General features: G+C 53.7%; 17 protein-coding genes and 4 pseudogenes. 9 read left to right on the plus strand and 12 right to left on the minus strand.

Annotated elements, in window-relative coordinates; translation table 11 throughout:
- Positions 1-24: 24 nt before the first annotated feature.
- From VRC33_RS11395 to crtB, 4 genes and pseudogenes are all read left to right on the plus strand, one after another.
- Entirely contained in the window at positions 25-1,299 is a 1,275-nt protein-coding gene (locus VRC33_RS11395; protein ID WP_338563968.1) for a glycosyltransferase, read from the plus strand.
- Complete coding sequence (gene crtY / locus VRC33_RS11400; protein ID WP_338563970.1) at positions 1,296-2,459, plus strand: lycopene beta-cyclase CrtY; 1,164 nt, start codon at positions 1,296-1,298, stop codon at positions 2,457-2,459. Before VRC33_RS11395 ends, crtY begins: the two co-directional genes overlap by 4 nt.
- Positions 2,459-3,939 (plus strand): annotated as a pseudogene (locus VRC33_RS11405) (phytoene desaturase). Before crtY ends, VRC33_RS11405 begins: the two are co-directional and overlap by 1 nt.
- The gene (gene crtB / locus VRC33_RS11410) at positions 3,936-4,859 is read left to right on the plus strand and encodes a 15-cis-phytoene synthase CrtB (protein ID WP_338563973.1); all 924 of its coding nucleotides are present in this window, start codon (positions 3,936-3,938) and stop codon (positions 4,857-4,859) included. The pseudogene VRC33_RS11405 and the gene crtB overlap by 4 nt, the downstream one beginning before the upstream one ends.
- Here crtB and VRC33_RS11415 read toward each other — a convergent pair.
- Both VRC33_RS11415 and VRC33_RS11420 read right to left on the minus strand, forming a co-directional pair.
- Positions 4,798-5,331 (minus strand): sterol desaturase family protein, encoded by a 534-nt coding sequence (locus VRC33_RS11415; protein ID WP_338563975.1) that lies wholly within the window; start codon positions 5,329-5,331, stop codon positions 4,798-4,800. The two genes, crtB and VRC33_RS11415, sit on opposite strands and share 62 nt — an antisense overlap.
- A 151-nt stretch (positions 5,332-5,482) precedes the next feature.
- Entirely contained in the window at positions 5,483-6,991 is a 1,509-nt protein-coding gene (locus tag VRC33_RS11420; protein ID WP_338563978.1) for an MDR family MFS transporter, read from the minus strand.
- 229 nt (positions 6,992-7,220) lie between these two features.
- Here VRC33_RS11420 and VRC33_RS11425 point away from each other — a divergent pair, with 229 nt between their 5' ends.
- Both VRC33_RS11425 and VRC33_RS11430 read left to right on the plus strand, forming a co-directional pair.
- Positions 7,221-7,862, plus strand: a complete 642-nt coding sequence (locus VRC33_RS11425) for a PadR family transcriptional regulator (protein WP_338563980.1) — start codon at positions 7,221-7,223, stop codon at positions 7,860-7,862.
- 119 nt (positions 7,863-7,981) lie between these two features.
- Positions 7,982-8,521, plus strand: a complete 540-nt coding sequence (locus VRC33_RS11430; protein WP_338563983.1) for an MOSC domain-containing protein — start codon at positions 7,982-7,984, stop codon at positions 8,519-8,521.
- An 81-nt stretch (positions 8,522-8,602) separates the two neighbouring features.
- Here the strand turns inward: VRC33_RS11430 and VRC33_RS11435 are convergent, their stop codons facing one another.
- The 4 genes and pseudogenes from VRC33_RS11435 to VRC33_RS11450 form a co-directional block, all read right to left on the minus strand.
- Positions 8,603-9,400 carry an inositol monophosphatase gene (locus tag VRC33_RS11435; protein WP_338563985.1) on the minus strand — a complete coding sequence of 266 codons (798 nt, stop codon included), beginning with the start codon at positions 9,398-9,400 and terminating at the stop codon, positions 8,603-8,605.
- A 24-nt stretch (positions 9,401-9,424) separates the two neighbouring features.
- A complete protein-coding gene (locus tag VRC33_RS11440) occupies positions 9,425-10,486 on the minus strand; it encodes an ABC transporter ATP-binding protein (protein ID WP_338563987.1) in 1,062 nt (353 codons plus the stop codon).
- Positions 10,483-12,713: pseudogene (locus VRC33_RS11445) on the minus strand (iron ABC transporter permease). Before VRC33_RS11445 ends, VRC33_RS11440 begins: the two are co-directional and overlap by 4 nt.
- A 110-nt stretch (positions 12,714-12,823) precedes the next feature.
- Positions 12,824-13,852 (minus strand): ABC transporter substrate-binding protein, encoded by a 1,029-nt coding sequence (locus VRC33_RS11450; protein WP_338555903.1) that lies wholly within the window; start codon positions 13,850-13,852, stop codon positions 12,824-12,826.
- Between the two features lie 289 nt (positions 13,853-14,141).
- Between VRC33_RS11450 and VRC33_RS11455 the strand changes: the two genes are divergently transcribed.
- Together VRC33_RS11455 and VRC33_RS11460 are read left to right on the plus strand one after the other, a co-directional pair.
- Positions 14,142-15,170, plus strand: a complete 1,029-nt coding sequence (locus VRC33_RS11455; protein WP_338555905.1) for a LacI family DNA-binding transcriptional regulator — start codon at positions 14,142-14,144, stop codon at positions 15,168-15,170.
- Between the two features lie 82 nt (positions 15,171-15,252).
- Positions 15,253-16,044, plus strand: a complete 792-nt coding sequence (locus tag VRC33_RS11460; RefSeq protein WP_338555907.1) for an MBL fold metallo-hydrolase — start codon at positions 15,253-15,255, stop codon at positions 16,042-16,044.
- Positions 16,045-16,371: 327 nt separating this feature from the next.
- On the opposite strand, the gene VRC33_RS11465 is transcribed toward VRC33_RS11460, so the two are convergent.
- The 3 genes and pseudogenes from VRC33_RS11465 to VRC33_RS11475 form a co-directional block, all read right to left on the minus strand.
- Positions 16,372-17,010 (minus strand): TetR/AcrR family transcriptional regulator, encoded by a 639-nt coding sequence (locus tag VRC33_RS11465; RefSeq protein ID WP_338555909.1) that lies wholly within the window; start codon positions 17,008-17,010, stop codon positions 16,372-16,374.
- 321 nt (positions 17,011-17,331) lie between these two features.
- A complete protein-coding gene (locus tag VRC33_RS11470) occupies positions 17,332-17,622 on the minus strand; it encodes a Bor family protein (RefSeq protein WP_009089453.1) in 291 nt (96 codons plus the stop codon).
- Positions 17,623-17,799: 177 nt separating this feature from the next.
- Positions 17,800-17,958, minus strand: a pseudogene (locus VRC33_RS11475) (hypothetical protein); the annotation flags it as partial.
- 183 nt (positions 17,959-18,141) lie between these two features.
- Between VRC33_RS11475 and VRC33_RS11480 the strand changes: the two are divergent.
- Entirely contained in the window at positions 18,142-19,017 is an 876-nt protein-coding gene (locus VRC33_RS11480; RefSeq protein ID WP_338555911.1) for a transposase, read from the plus strand.
- A 608-nt stretch (positions 19,018-19,625) separates the two neighbouring features.
- On the opposite strand, the pseudogene VRC33_RS11485 reads toward VRC33_RS11480, so the two are convergent.
- The 3 genes and pseudogenes from VRC33_RS11485 to bla form a co-directional block, all read right to left on the minus strand.
- Positions 19,626-19,832 (minus strand): annotated as a pseudogene (locus tag VRC33_RS11485) (IS110 family transposase); the annotation flags it as partial.
- A 357-nt stretch (positions 19,833-20,189) separates the two neighbouring features.
- The gene (locus tag VRC33_RS11490; RefSeq protein ID WP_338555913.1) at positions 20,190-20,735 is read right to left on the minus strand and encodes a cysteine hydrolase family protein; all 546 of its coding nucleotides are present in this window, start codon (positions 20,733-20,735) and stop codon (positions 20,190-20,192) included.
- Positions 20,736-21,190: 455 nt separating this feature from the next.
- Positions 21,191-22,072: a class A beta-lactamase gene (gene bla / locus VRC33_RS11495; protein WP_338555915.1), complete on the minus strand. Its 882-nt coding sequence runs from the start codon at positions 22,070-22,072 to the stop codon at positions 21,191-21,193.
- Positions 22,073-22,130: the final 58 nt, after the last annotated feature.

Genomic DNA, 22,130 nt, shown 5'->3' on the forward strand with positions numbered 1-22,130 from the left:
TCGCCGGCTTACCGGGAGGGAAAAATGAGCCATTACGCCATTATCGCTCCCCCGCTTTACAGCCATCAGCGCGCCCTGGAGGCGCTGGCTTATGAACTGATGGCACTGGGACACCGCATTACCTTTATTCAGCAGCCTGAAGCCCTGGCAAATCTGCAGGAGCCGGGTATCGGCAGGCATCCCGTGGGCATATTGTCCCACCCTGAGGGATCCCTTTCGCGTACGTTGAAACTGGCGGCCAGTCCCGGCCTTTCGCTCCTCAGCCTGATCGAGGATATGGCGCTGACCACTGATATGCTCTGTGCGGAACTCCCCGCCGCGCTGGAAAAACTGGCCGTCGACGGGTTAATTGTCGATCAGATGGAGCCGGCCGGAGGCCTGGTGGCCGAAGCGCTGGGCCTGCCTTTTGTTTCCGTTGCCTGTGCGCTACCGGTCAACCGCGAGCCGGGATTACCCTTACCGGTGATGCCCTTTGATTACGGCACCGACCAGCGCTCGCTCAGGCTTTTTAAATCCAGCCAGCGCATCTATGACTGGCTGATGCGGGCGCAGAACAGAGCCATTAACCGCCACGCCGCAGCATTTGGACTGCGCAGCCGTAAAGGGTTGCATGACTGCCTTTCGCCCTTGTTGCAGATCAGCCAGACTCTGCCCGGCCTGGATTTCCCCCGCTACGCATTGCCGGAAACATTTCATGCTGTTGGCCCGCTGCGTAAGCCCCGTCATCATCTTCAGCCGCATCCGGGTGTCTCCTCTTCGCGTCCTCTGGTCTTTGCTTCACTGGGCACGTTACAGGGTCACAGATTCAGCCAGTTTAAAAGCATCGCCAGGGCGTGCCGCAGCCTGGATGTTCAGTTGCTGATCGCCCATTGCGGCGGACTGGATGAAGCACAAAGCGATCTCCTGCGGGAAAACGGCGCCACCTGGGTCACAGATTTTGCCGATCAGTACGCCGTTTTACAGCAGGCTCAGGCGGTCGTTACCCACGGTGGGATGAATACCGTGGCTGATGCCATTGCCACCCTGACGCCGGTGCTGGCTATGCCGGTGGCATTTGATCAGCCCGGTGTGGCGGCACGGGTCAGCTGGAGCGGGATTGGTCGTCGTGTCTCACGCAATTGCAGCAGCGATACTCTGGCAAAAAATCTGCACCCGCTGTTAAGTGAAAACCGCTATCAGCAACATCTTCAGCCCCTGCAGGCGCAGCTCAACAACGCGGGCGGAGCGGTACTGGCTGCCCGCCTTATCAGCCAGGCACTAAGCCCCTCTTTCAGCGTCATCGCTAAGGCGGCCGGGTGAGAGTCTGGGATCTGATCCTCGCCGGTGGTGGACTGGCAAACGGACTGATTGCTCTGCGCCTGCTCCAGCGTCAGCCCGATATCCGTATTCTGATGATTGAAGCAGGGCCACGGCCCGGCGGCAATCATACCTGGTCATTTCACGAAAGCGACTTAACCGCTGCTCAACTGGCAGAGATCGCCCCGCTGATAGCCCATCGCTGGGAGGGCTACGACGTCTCCTTCCCCGAGCTTAATCGCACTTTGCCAGGCGGCTATCTGACGGTGACTTCTGAACGTTTCGCCGGGGTTATGGAGCAGGCTCTGGGCAAAAACATCCTGACTCAGAGCGACATCGTTCAGCTCACGCCCACTGAGGTAAGGCTGGCCGATGGCCGTACTTTCTCCGCTCCGGCAGTTATTGATGGCAGGGGCTATCAGGCCAGCCCCTGTATGAAGATTGGCTATCAGGCGTTTTTGGGTCAGCAGTGGCAGCTTGCCAGGCCACACGGATTAACCCGCCCCATCCTTATGGATGCCAGGGTCGATCAGCTTGAAGGCTACAGGTTTGTTTATACACTGCCGCTGACGCCCGATTCGCTGCTGATTGAAGATACCCATTACATTGATGGCACCGCCTTCAACGCCAGTGAAGCCCGGGAGCGGATAGCCGCCTATGCCCGCGAAAAAGGCTGGGAACTGCAAACACTGGAGCGTGAAGAGCAGGGAAACCTGCCTATTACGCTGGCGGGCGATCCCAAAGCGTTCTGGCAGCACGCTGGCGGCCAGCCCCGCAGCGGTATTCGCGCCGGCCTTTTCCATCCTACAACCGGCTATTCCCTGCCTCTGGCAACCACGCTGGCCGATTTGATCGCCAGCCAGCCCGATCTGGAAAGCAGCAGCCTGGCCGAACTCATCCAGCGATTTTCGGCCAGACAGTGGCAGCAGCAGCGCTTTTTCCGTCTGCTTAACCGCATGCTATTTCTGGCTGGAACGCCTTCCAGGCGCTGGCAGGTGATGCAACGTTTTTACCGGCTGGATGACCAGCTGATTGCCCGCTTCTATGCGGGAGAGCCAACGTTATACGATATGGCACGGGTTCTGACAGGTAAACCACCGGTTCCGGTAGGTGAAGCGCTGAAGGCCGTGCTCAAGCAAACTCCCCGTCTGCGAGCATTATAATGAACAGAACCACGGTAATTGGCGCCGGATTTGGCGGCCTGGCCTTAGCGATCCGCCTCCAGGCGGCAGGCATTCCCACCCTGCTGCTGGAAGGTCGGGACAAGCCCGGCGGCCGCGCTTACGTCTATCAGGATCAGGGTTTTACTTTTGATGCCGGCCCTACGGTTATCACCGATCCCAGTGCTATCGAAGAGCTGTTCACCCTGGCGGGTAAGCGGCTGGAAGATTATGTCGAATTAATGCCGGTAAGGCCGTTTTACCGGCTCTGCTGGGAAGATGGCAAGGTGCTGAACTATGACAACGATCAGCAGCAGCTTGAGCAGGAAATCGCCCGTTTTAATCCGGCAGATGTGGCGGGCTATCAGCGTTTTCTTTCCTATTCGCAGGCTGTTTTCCGCGAAGGCTATCTCAAGCTCGGCACCGTGCCTTTTCTCTCTTTTCGCGACATGCTGAAAGCGGGCCCTCAACTGGCACGTCTTCAGGCCTGGCGCAGCGTCTATTCTATGGTTTCTTCTTTTATAGAGGAGGATCATCTGCGTCAGGCATTCTCGTTTCACTCTCTGCTGGTTGGCGGTAATCCTTTTGCCACTTCCGCCATTTATACGCTGATCCACGCCCTGGAGCGCGAATGGGGTGTCTGGTTCCCGCGGGGGGGACCGGCGCCCTTGTTCAGGGAATGGTAAAGCTGTTTGAAGACCTGGGAGGAGAGATTCAACTCAATGCACGGGTCAGCCAGCTCCAGACAAAAGGTGACAGGGTCACGGGTGTGGAGCTTGAGGATGGACGGCTGATCCCTGTTTCCGCCGTGGCATCGAATGCCGACGTGGTGAACACCTATAAAAAGCTGCTAAGCCATCATCCTCAGGGCGTGGCGCGGGCGGCCTCGCTGAGCCGCAAACGGATGAGTAACTCACTGTTTGTCCTCTACTTCGGGCTGAATCATCATCACAGTCAGCTTGCGCATCACACGGTTTGTTTTGGCCCCCGCTACAGGGAGCTGATTGATGAAATTTTTAACAATCCAGAGCTGGCGGAAGACTTTTCTCTTTATCTTCATGCCCCTTGCGTGACCGATCCTTCCCTGGCTCCCGCAGGTTGTGGGAGTTACTACGTGCTGGCCCCCGTACCGCATCTGGGAACCGCCGACATTGACTGGGAAGTGGAAGGCCCGCGCCTGCGCGATCGCATTTTTGATTACCTTGAAGAGCGCTATATGCCCGGCCTGCGGGAGCAACTGGTCACGCATCGCATGTTTACCCCGTTTGATTTCCGCGATCAACTGGATGCGCACCTGGGCTCGGCGTTTTCCATCGAACCTATCCTGACCCAGAGCGCCTGGTTCCGGCCCCATAACCGGGACAGCCAGATTGAAAACCTTTACCTGGTCGGCGCAGGCACGCATCCTGGCGCGGGCGTACCCGGTGTGATTGGCTCTGCCAAAGCCACTGCCAGCCTGATGGTTAAGGATTTAGCGCCATGAATCAGCCTCTGCTTAATCACGCCACCGAAACTATGGCTGCTGGCTCCAAAAGTTTTGCCACCGCTTCAAAGCTGTTTGATCCCGTTACCCGCCGCAGCGCGCTGATGCTTTATGCCTGGTGCCGTCATTGTGATGATGTGATTGACGGCCAGCAGTTGGGGTTTGCAGCACCTGTCCCGGCTGATACCCCGGAACAGCGGCTGGAGGAGCTGAGGCAGTCCACCCGTGCCGCATTCAGGGGCGAGCCGATGCAGGACCCGGCTTTTGCCGCTTTTCAGGAAGTGGCGCTGGCGCAGGCGATCCCCGAACGGCTGGCGTTTGATCACCTTGAAGGCTATGCGATGGACGTGCGGGAAGAAACGTATTACACGCTGGATGACACGCTTCGCTACTGTTACCACGTCGCCGGCGTGGTGGGACTGATGATGGCTCAGGTGATGGGCGTCCGCGACCAGGCTGTGCTGGATCGCGCCTGCGATTTGGGATTAGCCTTCCAGTTAACCAACATCGCCCGCGATATTGTGGAGGATGCACAGGCCGGACGCTGCTATCTGCCCGTAAGCTGGCTTGAGGAAGAGGGTCTGACCCTGCAAAATTACGCTGAACCTGCTCAGCGTGTTGCGCTGGCAAGAGTGGCAAGGCGCCTGATTATGGCGGCTGAACCTTATTACCACTCAGCTCAGGCTGGGCTGCAAGGTTTACCTTTACGCTCTGCCTGGGCGATCGCCACGGCGCGAGGCGTTTATCGTGAGATTGGCGTAAAAGTGATGGCTGCGGGCGAACAGGCCTGGCAGAAACGCCAGGGCACCAGCAAGCTGGAAAAGCTCGGCTTGCTGGCCTCGGCGGCAGGTCAGGCCGCTACTTCTCTTTTTTCGAAGCGGACATCCCGTCCTGCGGCGCTTTGGCAGCGCCCGCTCTGACCGGCCTTTTATGCCGCTGACGCAGCGTTTTTTGCAGCTTCGTCAGCGGCGGCGCGTACAGAAAACCAAATGACACGCACCCCTCTTTGCCCCTGACCGCGTGATGCAGGCGGTGAGCCATATAGAGGCGCTTCAGATAGCCTTTGCGCGGGATATAGCGAAACGGCCAGCGCTGATGCACCAGACCGTCATGCACGATGAAATAGAGTGCGCCATAGGTCGTCATTCCCGCCCCGATCCACTGCAGCGGCCAGAGTCCGGTACTGCCGAAGTAAATCAGCCCAATCGCCAGTACGGCAAACACCACCGCATAAAGATCGTTCAACTCCAGGCCGCCCTCGTGAGGTTCGTGGTGAGAGAGATGCCAGCCCCACCCCCAGCCATGCATGATGTATTTATGGGAAAGTGCAGCAACGATTTCCATCACAACAACGGTAGCGATAACAATCAAAATGTTAACCAACAGCAGCATAGTGTTTTGACTCTTTTTTACAACATGGGCACAAGCTTAATCCATTAACTCCTGAAGCGTGCAGAAATTTAGTTTGCCTGCCCGGCCTTATGAACCCTCTGAAGCTGAAGCGATATCCCCCCGTTTATTTGCTGCCGATCGAAACAGGCGCTTAGCTTTTCCTCAGCGTAGATTCGGGTAAAAACCAGGAGAGAATAAACGCCATCACCATCACGCCGGTAGCCATCATAAAGGCTGCGTGAATCGCATCGCCAAACGCCAGCAGGTAGTCATGATGCAGGGGTTCGGGCAGATGACGAATGGCAGTCGGGTCCAGTGACTTCGGCAGTTCTGAACCTTCAGGGATCAGGCGTTCCAGTCCCGACTTCAGGATCTGAGTGAATACCGTACCAAACAGCGCCACGCCAACAGATCCTCCCACCGAACGGAACAGCGTGACGGAAGAGGTTGCAACGCCAAGCATAGTGGGCGCGACGGTATTCTGCACCGCCAGTACCAGCACCTGCATCACCATGCCAAGGCCCATGCCCATCACGCTGGTGAACAGATAGAGATGCCAGACCGGGGAATCGGTGGTGATGGTGGTTAACAGCGCCATGCCCATGCTGGCGAACAAGGTTCCGGCAATGGGGAACAGACGGTATCTCCCGGTGCGGCTGATTATCCTGCCGCTGATAATTGACGTGAGCAGCAAGCCCCCCATCAGCGGCAGCAACTGCATACCCGCCTGCGTAGGCGTTGCAGCCTTCACCACCTGCAGGTAGAGCGGCAGGAAAGTCACGCTACCAAATAACGCCATGCCGATAATAAAACCGATCAGGCTGCTGAGCAGAAAGCTGCGTTCCCGAAACAGGGTCAGCGGAATGATCGGTTCGATCGCCCTGCGCTCTTCATAAATAAAGCCAGCCAGGCCGACCAGACCAAATGCCAGGATGCACCACAACAGCGGATCGGACCAGGCTTTAACGCTGCCGCCTTCACTGGTGAACAGGGTTATTCCAACCAGCGCCAGGCACAGATAGAAAGCGCCCAGATAGTCGATCTCGTGCTGTTTCCGCTTTCCGGCCGGTTTAAGCACCGCGCCGATCACCAGCAGGGCAAACAGCCCCAGAGGCAGGTTGATATAGAAGATCCAGCGCCAGGTGGTGTGCTGAACGATAAAGCCTCCAATCAGCGGGCCGATTACCGTAGCCAGCCCAAATACACCGCCGAATAACCCCTGATAGCGCCCCCGGCTGGCGGGAGGAACCACATCCGCCACGGCGGCCATGCTGACCACCATCAGTCCCCCGCCTCCCAGTCCCTGAAGCGCACGGGTCAGCACCAGCTGTTCCATGGTCTGCGACAGTCCACACAAGGCGGACCCCAGCAGGAACAGCGCAATGGCAATCTGCAGAACGCGTTTACGCCCAAACAGATCGCCGAATTTACCGTACAACGGCACCACAACCGTGGAAGCCAGGGTATAGGCGATAACCACCCAGGTCAGTTTATCCAGGCCACCCAGTTCACCCACAATGGTGGGCAGCGCGGTGGAGACGATAGTTTGATCCAGCGCTGCCAGCAGCATCACCAGCAATAAAGCACTGAACAGCAGACGCAGGGAGGGCTCTTTCCCCTGCGAATCAGACTCTTTTGATGCGAAAGAATCAGCATCCATAACGACACTCGCTTTTAGAAATTTGTAGTTGTATGAGGCACCGGCTTGATAAACCAGATTCTGTAAAGGGCTATCCCTGCTGCACATTATGTTGGCACAGTTTACCTGCAATCAAGACCAGGGAGTCTGAGTTCGCCATTTTATGTTGCTTTTAACTATCGTAAGATATATAACAAGCACTATCTTACGATACAGTCGTAAGATACTTATTCTACTCAGGAGATCATTTATGTTTAAAGAACTGTTTAACGAAAGCCGGGGTGGCCACCACCACCATCATCACAGACATGCCCATCGCCGTGGTGAGGGTCACGAGGGGCACCGTGGACATGGCCGTGGCCGTGGCGGTGATGATGCTGGTCATCGCGATCGCCCTTCTTTCCTGCGTGGCCGTAAATTTGGTGCGGATGAGCTGCAAATTCTGGTGCTGACGCTGCTCAAAGAGCAGGCCAGCTACGGTTACGAGCTGATCAAAACGCTGACCGAGAAAAGCGGCGGTTTTTACACCCCCAGCCCTGGTGTTATCTACCCTGCACTGACCTATCTGGAAGATGTCGGTTATGTCACCGTGCAGCAGGAAGGTAATCGTAAACGCTATGCGATCAACCAGCAGGGTGAAGCCTGGCTTGCGGAAAATCAGGCTGTGGCAGAAGCGCTGATCGCCAAACTTGCCCTGTTTGCCCGCCAGAGCGATACCGTGAATCAGGCGATGTCCGAGCACCGCCAACCGTTTGAACCTGCACTAATGCAGGCGATTCATCAGCTTCGCACTCAGCTGCATAATTATCACGGCAGTGATGCAGACACCCAGCAGCAGGTTGCGGTTGTTTTGCAGCAAACGCTGGACCAGCTTAAATCTGTAGGGTCGTGAATCCGGCCTTTCCCTCTCAGACAAAGGAGGCCAGCAAGGCTTTCTTCTGCAACTCTTTGCCTGCCACGGTGTCTCAACGGCACCGTTGAAAGGAACGTTTTGTATGAGAGGATATCTCCGTGTATGAGCCTGACCTCCCCGTGGTGGTTTCCGTCCAGAGCAGCACCAGACATGCCTTCAGCAAAGCGCCGAAGCAGTCTGTCCGGCTGATTGAAAATGTTGGCGTTGAGGGCGATTCTCATGCCGGAATCAACGACCAGCATCGTTACCATATCCGGCGTTTCGGAGAACACCCCAACCTTCGTCAGGTGCATGTGATCCAGGCAGAACTGTTTGATCAGTTACTGGAAAAGGGTCACACCGTGCGGCCAGGCGAACTGGGCGAAAATATCTCAACGAGGAATGTCGATTTGCTCAGCCTGCCTGTGGGGACACGCCTGCACTTCGGCGGTGAAGCGGTCATTGAACTGACAGGACTGCGAAACCCCTGCAGTCAAATTGAAAAGTTTCAGCCCGGTCTGTTTCAGCATCTTGTTGAAAAAACACCTGCCGGCATGGTCCGCAAAACAGGGGTGATGAGCATCGTAATCAAGGGCGGCGAAGTCTATCCGGGCGACATGATTGACATTGAGTTGCCCCCCTGCCTCATAAACCGCTGATCTACCGGGTTCCCGGTCAGTAATAAAAGCGCATGACGGGGGCAAACCGGCAGTCATAGCTACTGGTTTGCCCATCCGCCGTTAAATACCAGCAATTTTCCTCAGCTCGGCTTCCGCGCCCGGCGCCACGGCCAGGACCTGTGCCCCTTTCGTGAGGCGATCCCCCTCCGTATTAAACGGGTGATACCAGCCGCCTGCCTCTTTCACCAGACAATACCCGGCCAGACAATCCCAGGCGTGCATATAGGGCTCGTAATAACCGACGACTCGTCCGGCGGCGACCCAGGCCAGCATCAGTGCGCCGGAGCCAATCCGGATAAAGTTCCCGCCCGCCGTGAGCAGAGAAGCCAGAATCTCTCCTACTTTTTCGGGGCTGACGTAGCTGTTGGCACCAAAGCCGGTAACATGGTTTTGCAGTGTTCGTGTGGGATCAACCTGGAGCCTGCGGCCATTCAGTGTCGCCCCTTCGCCCAGCGCGGCGATGTAGCATTCCTGATAACAGGGCGCGAAGATGACGCCAATCACCGGAACATCGCCACGCAGTACCGCGACAGAGACACACCAGCTTGGCATACCGTTCAGAAAGGGGCTGGTACCATCAATGGGATCCACTACCCAGGTATAATCAGAGGTGCCCTTTTGCAGGCCGCTCTCCTCACCAAGAAAACCATCGTGCGGAAACATTGCCGCTATACGCTCGCTGATAAGCTGTTCCACTTCCCGGTCCGCGATCGATACCACATCCTGAGCGTCATATTTGGTTTCGATCACCAGGCTGTCACGTTTGTGAAACCAGGCCAGTGCGGCCTCCCCGCCTGCCCGCGCCACCTCTTCTGCCAGTGCCAGACGAGCCATCATTTCATTTTTACCAGCATTCATAGTCAATCCTTAGGTTAAAAGGGATCAGCAGGCAATCAGCGCCAGTCCCTGAGGTTTAAAGTCCACGGCCACGGCCGATGACAAAGGCAGCTGATGCTCCATCTGCGCGTCAACGATAAACAGCGATCCCAGCTCGGTATGCACCTCATATTCGATGTGGTCGCCCAGCCAGGTGCTGTGGATCACTTCCCCTTTCAGCGCGCCCTCTCCCTCACCGCATAAGGTGATAAATTGCGGGCGGACGGAAAGCTGTGCAGCCCCCATTCTGGCTCCGGCTCCCCGGACGCGATAAAGCTGGGTGCCTACTCTGATCATTGCGCTGTCGCCTTCCACCTGCTCCACTTCACAGGGCAGAATGTTTGCCTCCCCCATAAAGTCGGCAATAAACACCGAATTTGGCGAATGGTAGAGCGTTTCCGGCGCACCCTGCTGCGCAATCTCGCCCTCTTTCATCACGATAATTTTGTCCGACACCGCCAGCGCCTCTTCCTGATCGTGGGTGACATACACTGCCGTAAAGCCAAGCCGTTGTTGCAGATCGCGAATTTCGGTTCTGACCCGTCGCCGCAGGCGCTCATCCAGGTTTGAGAGCGGCTCATCCAGCAGCAGCACCTGAGGTTCAAGCACCAGCGCGCGGGCCACGGCAATACGCTGCTGCTGCCCGCCGGAGAGTTCAGAAGGCAGCCGGTGCCCCTGATTAGCCAGGCCGACAAGGTTCATCCCTTCCTGCGCCCGGTCATGGGCCTCTTTTTTATTCATGCCCGACGAAAGCAGCCCGTACATGATGTTCTCCAGCGCGGTCATATGCGGGAACAGCGCATAGGACTGGAACACCATCGCCACGTCACGCTCATTGGCGGGCAGATTTGTCACATCACGCCCACCAATCAGGATACGGCCAGAAGTCGGATGTTCCAGCCCGGCCAGCAGCCTGAGCGTGGTGGTTTTGCCACAGCCAGAGGGGCCCAGCAGCGTCACAAGCGTTCCGGCTTCCACGGTCAGTGAGAGATCCGGCAGCGCCGTAAAGCCCGCGAACTGCTTTGAAACATGCTCAAATACAACGGATCCTGCGGTTACCGAAGTCATACTGCACTCTCCTGCGTTAAGGATGTGGGCGTTGGGGGAACCGCAACGGGGACGGCAGTGGCCGCACGACGAAGCCGACGTTCACCCACCAGAAGCTGAAACACCAGGATAATGGTTAACATCACCACGATCAGCACCGTCGAGTAGGCAATAGCCACGCCATATTCACCATTTTCCACCAGGCCCACGATGTACGAAGTGGCCATGTTGTACTGCGCGCTGACCAGGAAGATCACCGCGCTGATTGAGGTGATAGCCCGGACAAAGGCATAAACCAGCGCGGCACTGATCGCCGGTTTAAGCAGCGGCAGCACCACTTTGCGCAGCGTGCGGAAGCTGTTTGCACCCAGCGTCAACGAAGCTTCATCCAGACTTTTATCCAGCTGGGTCATAGCCGCGATGCCACCACGCACGCCTACCGGCATGTTGCGGAACACAAAGCAGGCAATCAGAATCAGAGCGGTGCCGGTAATCTCAAGCGGTGGCAGATTGTAAGCCGTCACATAGCTCACGCCGATGACCGTGCCCGGAATGGCAAAACTCAGCATCAGCATAAATTCGAAGGTCTGTCGGCCTGCAAATTTCTGCCGCACAATCAGCCAGGCGGTCAGTAATCCCACCGCCGCCGTTAATGGCGCAGCAATCAGGGCAATTTCCAGCGTGGTCCAGAAGGAGTTCCAGGCCACTCCGCTCCAGATAATCTCTCCATCGGTAATACTGACACGGAAAGCGTGAATATAGTGTTGCAGCGTCAGCGTATCGTTCAGCCCCCAGGACTGAACAAAACCGCCAACAAAAATCATGCCGTAGATCACCAGGGTAAAGAGTCCCCACGGAATAATCATGCCGTACACGCTGTAGCGCAGAGCCACCGGCAGCTGCCCGTGTTTTCCGCCATCACCCTTGCCGGTCACCGTGGCGTAGCTTTTCCCCGAGAGCCACACGCGTTGCAGAATAAAGGCAGCCAGCGTGAAGCAGAGCAGGATCATTGCCAGCACCGCAGCGCGACTTGGATCGTTTTGCGCCCCGACCACCGAGAAAAATATTTCAGTGGAAAGCACACCGTGGCTGCCGCCCAGCACCATCGGGTTACCGAAATCCGCCATGCTTTCGATAAAGCCGATCAGAAACGCATTCGCCAGCCCCGGTGCCATCAGCGGCAGCGAGACACGGGTAAAGGTGCGCCAGCGGTTGGCCCGCAGTGTCTGTGAGGCTTCTTCCATAGAGGGGCTGACGCCTTCCACCACGCCAATCAGTACCAGGAAGGCGATGGGCGTAAAGGAGAGAACCTGGGCAATCCAGATGCCGGTCAGGCCGTATAGCCAGCGTCCCGGCTCAATATCAAACAGAGCGGCCAGATATTCCGTCACCACGCCTGAACGCCCGAACAGCAGGATCAGCGCCAGGCCGATCACAAACGGCGGCGTGATAATCGGGAGAATGGTCAACATGCGCAGCGCTTTCTTGCAGGGGAAAGCTGTGCGGGTGGCGGCAAGCGCAAAGGCCAGCCCCAACAGCGTTGAACCGGCTGCGGTCATCAGGGCCAGCGCCAGCGTGCGCCAGGCTGTTCCACAGGTTCCTCCGGAAAGGCATGACAGACTCCAGATCGAAGGATCCATCATATTGGCAATCAGTCCATCCGGCTTAAAGCTGCCATCCACATCCTGCACCGAGGCGATAAACAGGCTTAACACCGGATAAAGAACGAAGGTGGTGACCAGCGCTACCAGCATCACGATCGAAGCCACCACAAAAGCATCCCCCCTCAATACCCCGCGTTCCGCCAGCGCAAAAGAGAAAATAAGCAGGAAGGTGGTCAGCATCAGCAGTGCGCCAGCCCCCATCGCCGGTTGCCCCTGCTCAAGCGTGCCCATCAGGTTCTCAAGCCAGACCCAACTCCAGCCGCTGTAACCGATGGCATGGCCTTCAAAGATAAGAAACACCACGCCAGCGGTACTGAGCAGAAGAAGTAAGCTGCTGCGCAGTTTTCCGGCAGGCATTAATCCACAGGCTGCACAAAGCAGATACAGCCCCACTGCTACGGCCAGCCACGGATGCTGCCAGACCAGCATTTGCCAGAGGGCGGGCGCGGTTTCAGCGTTCGCCCATAAAGAGAGTATCCAGCCCCCTGGAAAAAACCCGCTTCGAGGCTGTACCAGGGCAGCAGGGTTAAGGCGATAGCGCCCGCAATCAGCGCACCGGTTAAGCGCCGGTTATTAGCATTCATAATTCACCCCGACCTGAAGGTTCAGGCTGATGCGGACATCTGGCTATAGCCACCGCTGTTCAGCAACAGAAGGTTATGACCGGCCCTTGATGCCGGCCAGAGCGTCGCTTTTACTGCGCGCTGGCGCCGATCTCTTTGTCCCAGCGGCTCAGTAACGCTTTGCGTTTCGCCGAGTCGCCGTAGGTTTTAAAGTCGTAGTCGATCAGCTTGATGTCCTCGAATCGCGGCGCGTGTTCAGAGATTTCGGCCTCACGATTAGAGGGAAGCTGGAAAGATTTAGCCTCTTTCATATGCGACTGAGCTTCTGCGCTCAGCGCCCAGTCATACCAGGATTTGGCGTTGGCAAGATTGCGCGCGCCCTTGATAATCGACATTGATCCGATTTCATAACCGGTGCCTTCACAGGGGGCCACCGCCTTGATCGGGAAGCCATCAACCTGCATGGCCACGGCATCATGCATAAAAACAATGCCGACGGTCGTTTCGCCACGCGCTGCCGATTTCACCGGCGCAGAACCAGATTTGGTGTACTGGGAGATATTACCGTTGAGTTTTTTCAGGTAATCAAAGGCCTTATCTTCTCCCATTATCTGCACCAGCGTGGCCAGCGTGTTATAGGCCGTGCCGGAAGAGTTAGGGTTAGCTATCTGGATCTCACCCTTGAGGGCAGGATCCAGCAAATCGGCCCAGCAGGCTGGTGCTTTAAGCTTTTTATCCGCCAGCAGTTTGGTGTTATATCCCCAGCCCAGCGCACCGGCGTAAATTCCCACGGTGCGATAGCCGGAAATCTCCGCCTGTTTCTGCGCCCAGTCCTGCTGCTGTGGCAGCAACGGCGATTTATAGACCTGGGTCAGCCCCTCTTCCGCCGCCTGCATATGGGGATCGCCCGTACCTGCCCACCAGATATCCGTTCTGGGGTTGCGCGCTTCACTGCGGATTCGGGCATAGGCTTCACCGGCGGAAAGCCGCACCATACTCACTTTGATATCGGGATGGGACTGACTGTAGAGGCGGGTCATCAGTTCACAGACCACCACGTCTGCCGAGCAAATCATATTCAGGTTGCCCGCGGCTGATGCCGCGAAAGGCAGTGTTCCGCAGGTAAGAGTCAGGGCAGCTAACAGAGAAGTGTATCGCATGGTGTTCTCCTGGGTTTGTAGGGTGTGGTGCTTCACCGGCACCTTTCTTTGCACGTGTGTGCAAATTAGTAGGGAACATCGTCTGGCCTGTCAATCAGCCTGCTCAGCATTTGAAGGGGAATGTCACAAAATTGAAACATCCGGCCGCAAAGGTTTTTTGCACAGCTTTGCAAAGTGAGGCACACTGGCCTTCGTTTAAGAGCAAACCGATAAACAGGTTAAAGGCCTCTTCACTCTTGAGTAAAAGCCCGCCGGGCCAGAGCGGGACGTCGGTTAAAGGAGAAGCGATATGAGCGTTGAAAAAACGGTGGTCAGTGCGCAGGATGTGGCCGATCGTGCCGGCGTTTCCCGTTCAGCGGTGTCACGAACCTACACCCCTGGCGCCAGCGTATCGGAAGCCACGCGGGCCAGAGTGATGAAGGCTGCGGAAGAGTTGGGCTACCACGTTAATCACCTGGCGCGGGGGCTGGTGCGTAACCGCAGCGGCATTGTCTGCCTGATTGTTTCAGAAGTGGAAACGCCCTATCGTGCCAGCCTGGTGCGCTGGCTGACGCAATTTCTGCAGGATGCCGGAAAAGTGGCGATGCTGATCAATACCGATCGGTCTGATGAGAGCGTCACCCTTGCCCTGCAACAGGCGATCAATTTTCGCGCGGATGCCTCGATAATCCTTTCAGGCATGCCTGATAAAGCCATCACCCGGGTCTGTTATAAACATGGCCAGCACATCGTTATGATCAACCGAGATGAGACGCTTCCCGGCTCCCTGAGTATTAATCTCGATTCCCGTTCAGCCGCTGAGATGGCGGTAATGGCTATGGTTCGTGCAGGCTGCCGCCGCCTTGCGTTTGCCAATTCCCTGGCGGGCACGCCGAGCCTGATGAACCGAGAACGGGATTTTCTGGCCGCAGCGGACAAAGCTGGCTTGCCCGTCACCGTGGAGCGGTTCGGCACCACATCCTATGAAAGCGGCCAGATCTTGGCGCACCGGCTGCTGACCAGAGATCAACGCCCCGATGCCGTGTTCTGCGTGACGGACTTAATGGCCTGCGGATTTATGGATGAGGCCCGCCACCGTTTCTCGTTAAGAATCCCAGAAGATCTTTGCCTGGTCGGCTACGATAATATTCCTCAGTCCGGCTGGTCCTCCTATAACCTCACCACCTTCGCCCAGCCCGTAGAGCAGTTTGCACGTGACGCTGTCACGTGGTTAATTGCCGCCGAAAAACAGGAACATGACCTGCCAGCCAGACCGGTGGGTGATTGCCGGGTATATCAGTCAGAGATTATCTGGCGTGGGTCGGTGCGCGGGGGTTAGCGAATTTCATTTTCAATGCCATGCTCAGATAAACCCGCCCGGCGTAACACATTGCTGTGGCGAAAACAGAGAGGATGACTTTATGATCACGTTATGCAAAGCCTGCGGCACTTCATATCAGGTCACCGACCGCTGGCCGGAACAGTGCAGGATATGCGACGACGAACGTCAGTATGTTCCGGTTCAGGGTCAGGCGTGGCTGGAGCTGAATGCGCTGGTGGCTTCACACACAAATAAGTGGCAACAACACGACAGCACGCTATTCAGTATCAAAACCGTGCCCAACTTTGCTATCAATCAGCGTGCTTTTCTTTTGAGAACCCCGGAAGGCAATATTCTTTGGGACTGTATTGCCAATCTTGACGAGGCCACCAAATCCCTGATTGCCGCACTGGGGGGAATCAAAGCCATCGCTCTCTCCCACCCTCACTACTACACCACCATGCAGGACTGGGCGGACGAATTCGACGCGCCGGTATACCTGCACGCCAGCGATCGTGAGTGGATAATGCGTGATAATCCTCATATCCAGCTGTGGGAAGGCGAGTCGATTCAACTCACTTCTGACGTCACCTTACTGCGTCTGGGTGGCCATTTTGCCGGCGGCACGGTTTTACACTGCTCCCGGGGCAATGGGGTCGTACTTGCCGGTGATATCGTCCAGGTGACACCCGGTGCGGATGCCGTCTCTTTTATGTGGAGCTATCCGAATATGCTGCCGCTTCCGGCAAATACCGTCAGCGATATCACGCACCGGCTCAGTGAAGTGCCGTTTGCAAAACTCTATGGCGCATTTGAAGGTCAGAACATCACGGCAAACGCCGGTGACATCGTGCAGCGTTCAGGCGAAAAGTATATAGCCTGTTTAAAATGACAGCCCCCACCCGCCAAACCCTACTCCGGGTAAAGGCAGGACAACAATCCTGAGTATAAATTCAGCTTAAACCTCTTAGCTGGACGGTCTGCTCTGTGCCAGAAGCGGACGTCAGTATCAGTCGCCGGAAAAGGGCCAATCCAGCGCTTCAAGTTAGAGGCCAAAAGTTTGAGTAAGGCACGCATATCTTTAACTGAGACAGTAGAAAGCGTCTTTTGAAAAGCTTTCCGTTATCGACCCAACCACATAAAGCCATGCCGTTTTCATATTCGAGCACAACCATTGTTTTCCTTCTTTTTCGACGACGAACAATTGTGCCCACTGCCATCATGTTGATGTCTCTTTGGAGAGAGCTTTCCCATCAACATTTCTGTTTAAGAGCACCGATCTGACGATGAATTCGTTACACCTTTTAAGTTCGTCAATTTCAGGCTGAATTTTTCCATAAACCCGCATCCCTTCCAGCATCATAAAAATGCTCATGGCCATTGTTCGTGGGCTTTCATCGCACCGAAACAGCCGCTGCGTCTGACCTTTGCGTAATATGTTTTCCAACTGATTGATTATTGAGTTGAATTTATGATGAACCTTACTTTTTATCTCTGCATCACCCGGTAGAAGTTCACTGGCCGCGGAAATGGTAAAACAACCTTTTTCTCCATCAGGAGAAGATGATAAAAGCGCTACAAATTCTAACGTTTCGCGCAATGCCTTTTCTGGAGATAACTCCGCATCGCGTTCTGTTGCTCTGGAAACACCTTCATCCATGTATTGCTGTAAGGCCGCGAGATAGATTGTGCGTTTATCAGGGTAAAGCTTATAGATACTGGCGCTTGCAAGACCAGAGGCTTTCATGAGGTCTGACATTGATGTTGCCCGATATCCTTTTTGCCAGAAGCATTCCAGCGCGGTATTGAGAAATGTTTCAGGGTCGAATTCTCGGGGTCTACCAACAGATGCTTTCATTTAATCCTCCAGAAGTGAGAATTGATTGTAGATCGATCAATCTACAATTAAAAGCACCTTCTCAGATTTACCTTACAAACTTGTCCAAGCTGCAAAGCTTGATGAGAATATGTCCGCTCCTCGCTCATAGTGGACTGACATGCCTCAACAGCTTACCACTGCTTTTACCAGGCTGGACGACGTTGCCTGAACTCGTTTCGAGTAACGTCGTCAGCAGGCAAGCCGCGCAGCGGTGCGACAGCAGAATTTAATAGTTACAATATACTAATGCGATTTAATAACAGGCGCAGGATTAGGCCGGCGAACCGGCCTGAGGCATTATCAGATGGCGCAATAAACGCGCGCTTCACGTGGCGTGTAGATACCAAACGTCACCACGCTCAGTAAGCCATTAACAAACGTCTGCTGCACTTCAACCCGACTAACTTTTTCCTGGCCGCCGCACACCTGCGCCGCATCAATGCTCTTACGCTGACCGATACCTGAAACAAAGAACGGCTGGCTAGTGGTTTTCGTCGCCGCGCCAACTTGATTCTGTTTCATTACGAAAGTCTGCTGCGCACAGCCGGTTAAACTCAGAGCCAACAACGCCGCAACACAAAGCTTGTTCATAAATACCCTTATCGCGTGAAATAAAAAAATAAATGCTGAGTGAAATCATCACTCAGCCAGCCATCTGGTTATCGACAACGAAAGCGGAAACATGAGAAAGATTTTTAAGTACGCCTAACGGATACGTTTTGCTGAATAGTACAGCAATAAAAAAAGCCCCTGCACAGCAGGGGCTTTTTATGTTCCCGCAGCGTTTCCGCTTAGCGAGTCAAATCGTAGAAGAACCTTTTGGACGCCATCGAGAAAGCTTTTTGAATGCGGACTGTTCTTCTCGCCCGCCGCACCACCAAAGCTCTATTCCAGCTCACGCAGCAGCGACTTATGCTTCTCGCTCATAACGGACCCTGGCCTGCCGTCAGTCCGCTTTGTGCCAAAAGCGGACTTTACTACCACAACTTAATATTGGAAAAATAAAGAAAGTAACGATTAAAAATGAAGATTTAATTAAATTTCGATATTTCCATTTGTGCGTTTCAACGATAAAGTCAATGTGAATGTTTTTCTCTGAATGGGGCGAAGATGAGGTTATCACGGTCGCTATGCAAAGTTGTTGGGGACGTCATTGCTAACACTGCGTCTCATGCAGCGTTGGAATCACTATTTTTCTCAGCGGGCGCTCCTGGTGAACCACCACAAGGATCTCATGGTACAAAGTGGAAGGACTGGCTATACCTCACTGGTCAGGACAAGGAGGTAGATAGTCTATCTGTGTTAGGTGGGGTAATTGAAGAATTTATGGATCTTCCTCCGAAACAAGGAAGCCCCGAGTTTTTTGAATGGTCTGAAAAAAGAGAGCGAGTCGAAGCCGCATTACATGACAATGGTTTTCGATATTATCGTTTTGGCCGAATTTTACCCTTGGGTCACATTCCCGCAGATGATATCCCATATGAAGAGACTTTAAGAATTAGTCAGCAGCCAGTTATTCCTCATAAAGTGGAAGCTCTGCTGGAAAGGTTGGTTAGAGGTTTGCAACGTGCTATGCACCCCCTCACTCACCGAAGAAAAGGAAGTCAAAACTTAACGTTTAGCAATGAATATGATGTGCAAGATCTACTTCATTCATTATTGAGACCATGGATTCAAGATATACGCCCAGAAGAATTTACTCCTAGCTATGCTGGTTCAAGTACTAGGATGGATTTCCTTTTGCCTGCGCATGAGCTTGTTCTTGAAACAAAAATTGTAAGAGACCGTGGTCATGCCAAAAAAATTGGCGATGAGCTTATAATTGATATTGAACATTACAGACGGCATAGTGAATGCAAGAATTTATGGTGTATCGTATATGACCCAAACAAATATATAACTAATTCACAAGGATTTAAAAGTGATTTGGAAGGTGAGCGCTCAAGTAAAGATGGCAAAGTCTTAGTGAAAGTGTATGTAATCTAGGATGCATCATATTATTATCATTGACACTCTTCGGTTCATTGAGTGTCTTTATTGAGAAAGGATGTTTAGTGAAAAAAGTAATGAATGAAATTTACGAAAATTGGACACTGGTCAGCGTTTAATTTCACTTTAAGACAAAATCAAACTTTATGACAGTGCTACCATGATTAAGATACGAAATTGAAGAAGTTAAGTGTGTATAGTTTGTAATACATCCATAATGAATATTAACTAAGAATCTATGAGGCATTTAAATGACAGATTATATCTATAATTCTCAAGGTAAAGCCGTAGGCTTTATCTGTGGGAAATACATACATGGTATGAACGGCAATGCGGTCGGCCAACTTCATGGAACACATGTACATAGGCTTTCTGGTCAATACATTGGTGAACTTCATGAAAGCATGATCCTAAACAAGCACATGGGTAATTTTGGAAACATAGGTAACCCGGGAAACCCTGGGAATCCCGGAAGACCAGGCAATCCTGGTAATCGGGGTGCACGCAATTATGGATTTCCAGATGTCTCAATGCATCTATTTGACCAGTAGAGATGATATCAATCGCTAACGTCCGCTTCACGCCATGAGACATTCGACAAGCTTTTATGGTTTCAGTAAGGGCGAGTGTCGCGTTTCAAGAGCCAGCAAATACTTCGCTTCATCGTACTGGGTTCTGGTCTTCCAGCAGCGGTAAATGATCCTTATCCATTTGAAGGCAAGAGCCCGGATTGCAGACTGGTGAGATTTTCCTTTTTCTCGCAGTCCCTGATAATACAGCTTGGACCAGTATGATGAGTTAACCGTTTTGGCAACGCCATCCAACAAACCAGAAGCATTCCTCTAACGGCATGTTAAGACGGCGTTTATTGTGAAATTTTGCAGGAGGCAACTTCTGAAAATTTTAAGGCAGGGATAGCCTTACCAGTCTGAGAACAGTTTACCGGCAGCGCCTTTATACAGGCCAGTTGATGCTGCGATTGTTATCAATGATATCTTTATGAGTCGGTGCCTCACCCAGCTTACCGAAGCTGGCATAAAGTGAAGGTAGCCGGTACGTCCATTCCGGCAATTGCTCCGGCCCTGACGTGGCGTTACAGAATGTCCGCTTTGTGCCAAAAGCGGACCTTAAGCACCTTAGCCGCCCTGAGGGCGGCTCTCAGTCTCAACTCATTTCTCAGAGTGAAAGGCCCAGTCAGCTGCTGTCGCGAGCGACACAAACGGGCCAGCTAGTGTGACGTTGTGGTGGCTGATGATTTCATTTGCGGACAGGTGATTGTTATCCATTGTCGTGTGCGCATCTGAAATCAGCACGGTCCTGAATCCCAGTTCCGGTGCTGCGCGACAGGTAGTGTCCACACAGAATTCTGTTTTCATCCCGGCGATAACCAGTTCCTTAACACCTCTCTGGCTGAGCTGATGCTGCAGGTTCGTATCCCGGAAACAGTTGGGGTACTTTTTGATAAACACGACATCGTGCTCAGCGTTCACATTCATTTCGGGTATCAGTTGTGTCAACAGACTTTGCTCAGAGAAGTGAGAATCTTCAGGTCCGGTGTGGCGGGCAAAAAATACGGGCACCTTAGCCTGCCTCGCTTTTTCAATCAGTAAGCAGATGTTAGACAGAACCGAATCTGCAAAATACGGTGAGGCGGGTCCACGGAAAAGTCCCTGCTGCATATCAATAACTAAAAGCGCATTTTCAGATGAAATCATGATGTATCTCCATTCAGTAGGTCATGAACGGAGAAATTTTCTTCCCCGTCCGGTTTGGCGGGGAGTCAGAGTCTGTTTTGTCAGGAGCCAGTCACAGATACGCCCACGCCGCCGAAATTTCCGGTGGTGGTAACGGTTGTCGCTGGATGAACAGACTTTATCATTTTCTGACTTTCTCTTATGGGTATTAGCAACAGGAAACACTACGAATCGTAAAAAACTGCTCTTTTGTTTTAGCACTGAGATTTACCGGATTCAACAAATATGTTTCCTGAATGTTGCCGAGCTTTGTTGGTACCCCCTGACCCGCAAAGGAAAGCAATTTGGCTTCCGCTGTTCGCTCAATGCTGCCCGTCATGTCTGCTTAAAAAACAGGCTTAGCGTAGGCTATTTTCCGTTTTCCAGTCGGGCCCCGGATATAACAGGGGCTGCTATTGCTGCACCATTGATATGTATCAGTATTGCTCAGCAACTATCCTGGCGGCTGCGGCCAGCACATCTTTACGACTTTTGGCTTCCGGCCTGGTCTGGGTATAAAAGGTTACCAGTACCAGCGGCGCATGGTTTTCCGGCCAGATCACCGCGACATCGTTGGTGGTACCAAAATCGCCGCTGCCTGTTTTATCTCCCACTATCCAGGAAGACGGCAGACCAGCCTTGATACTGGCTTCGCCTGTGGTATTTCCCTTCATCCAGGTCACCAGTTGGGCACGCTGCGGGTTTTGCAATGCGTTACCCAGCATCAACTTTTGCAGGCTTTCCGCCATAGCATGGGGGGTGGTGGTATCACGTTCATCACCGGGTATAGCGGTATTTAACTCAGGTTCTTTACGATCTAAACGGAAGGTGGAGTCACCGATTGAACGCGCAAAGGCAGTGACCTTATCCGGCCCACCCAGCTCTGCAATCAGCTTGTTCATTGCCGTATTATCACTGTATTGCAAAGCGGCAGCACTCAGGGCTGACAGCGTCATGCCGGTATCCAGATGCTTTTCGGTGATCGGATTGTAATTCACCAGGTCCGATTTGCTGATGACGATGTGTTTGTTCAGCAGATCTTTTTGTGTCTCGCTTTTTTTGAGAATCGCTGATGCTGCCATCACTTTACTGGTGCTGCACAGAGGAAAACGTTCGTCACCGCGATAAGCCACGCGAGTCCCACTTGTGGTATCGATCAAAGCCACTCCCAGACGCCCACCGGCTGTTTTTTCTAACTTCAGCAGTTTTTGCTGTATCACAACTGCCGGGGGTGATTTTGCCCAGAGGGTACTGGTGAAAAGCAGCGGTGCAACAACGGCAAGGATCATTGTGGGACGGCGTAAGGGAACAGTTATCATAAGAAACCTGCGTAAAGTGAGATTCAGTAATAATAAGGATTAGCTGTTACTGATCCAA

Source organism: Erwinia sp. E_sp_B01_1 (genome assembly GCF_036865545.1).
Taxonomy (GTDB): Bacteria; Pseudomonadota; Gammaproteobacteria; order Enterobacterales; family Enterobacteriaceae; genus Erwinia.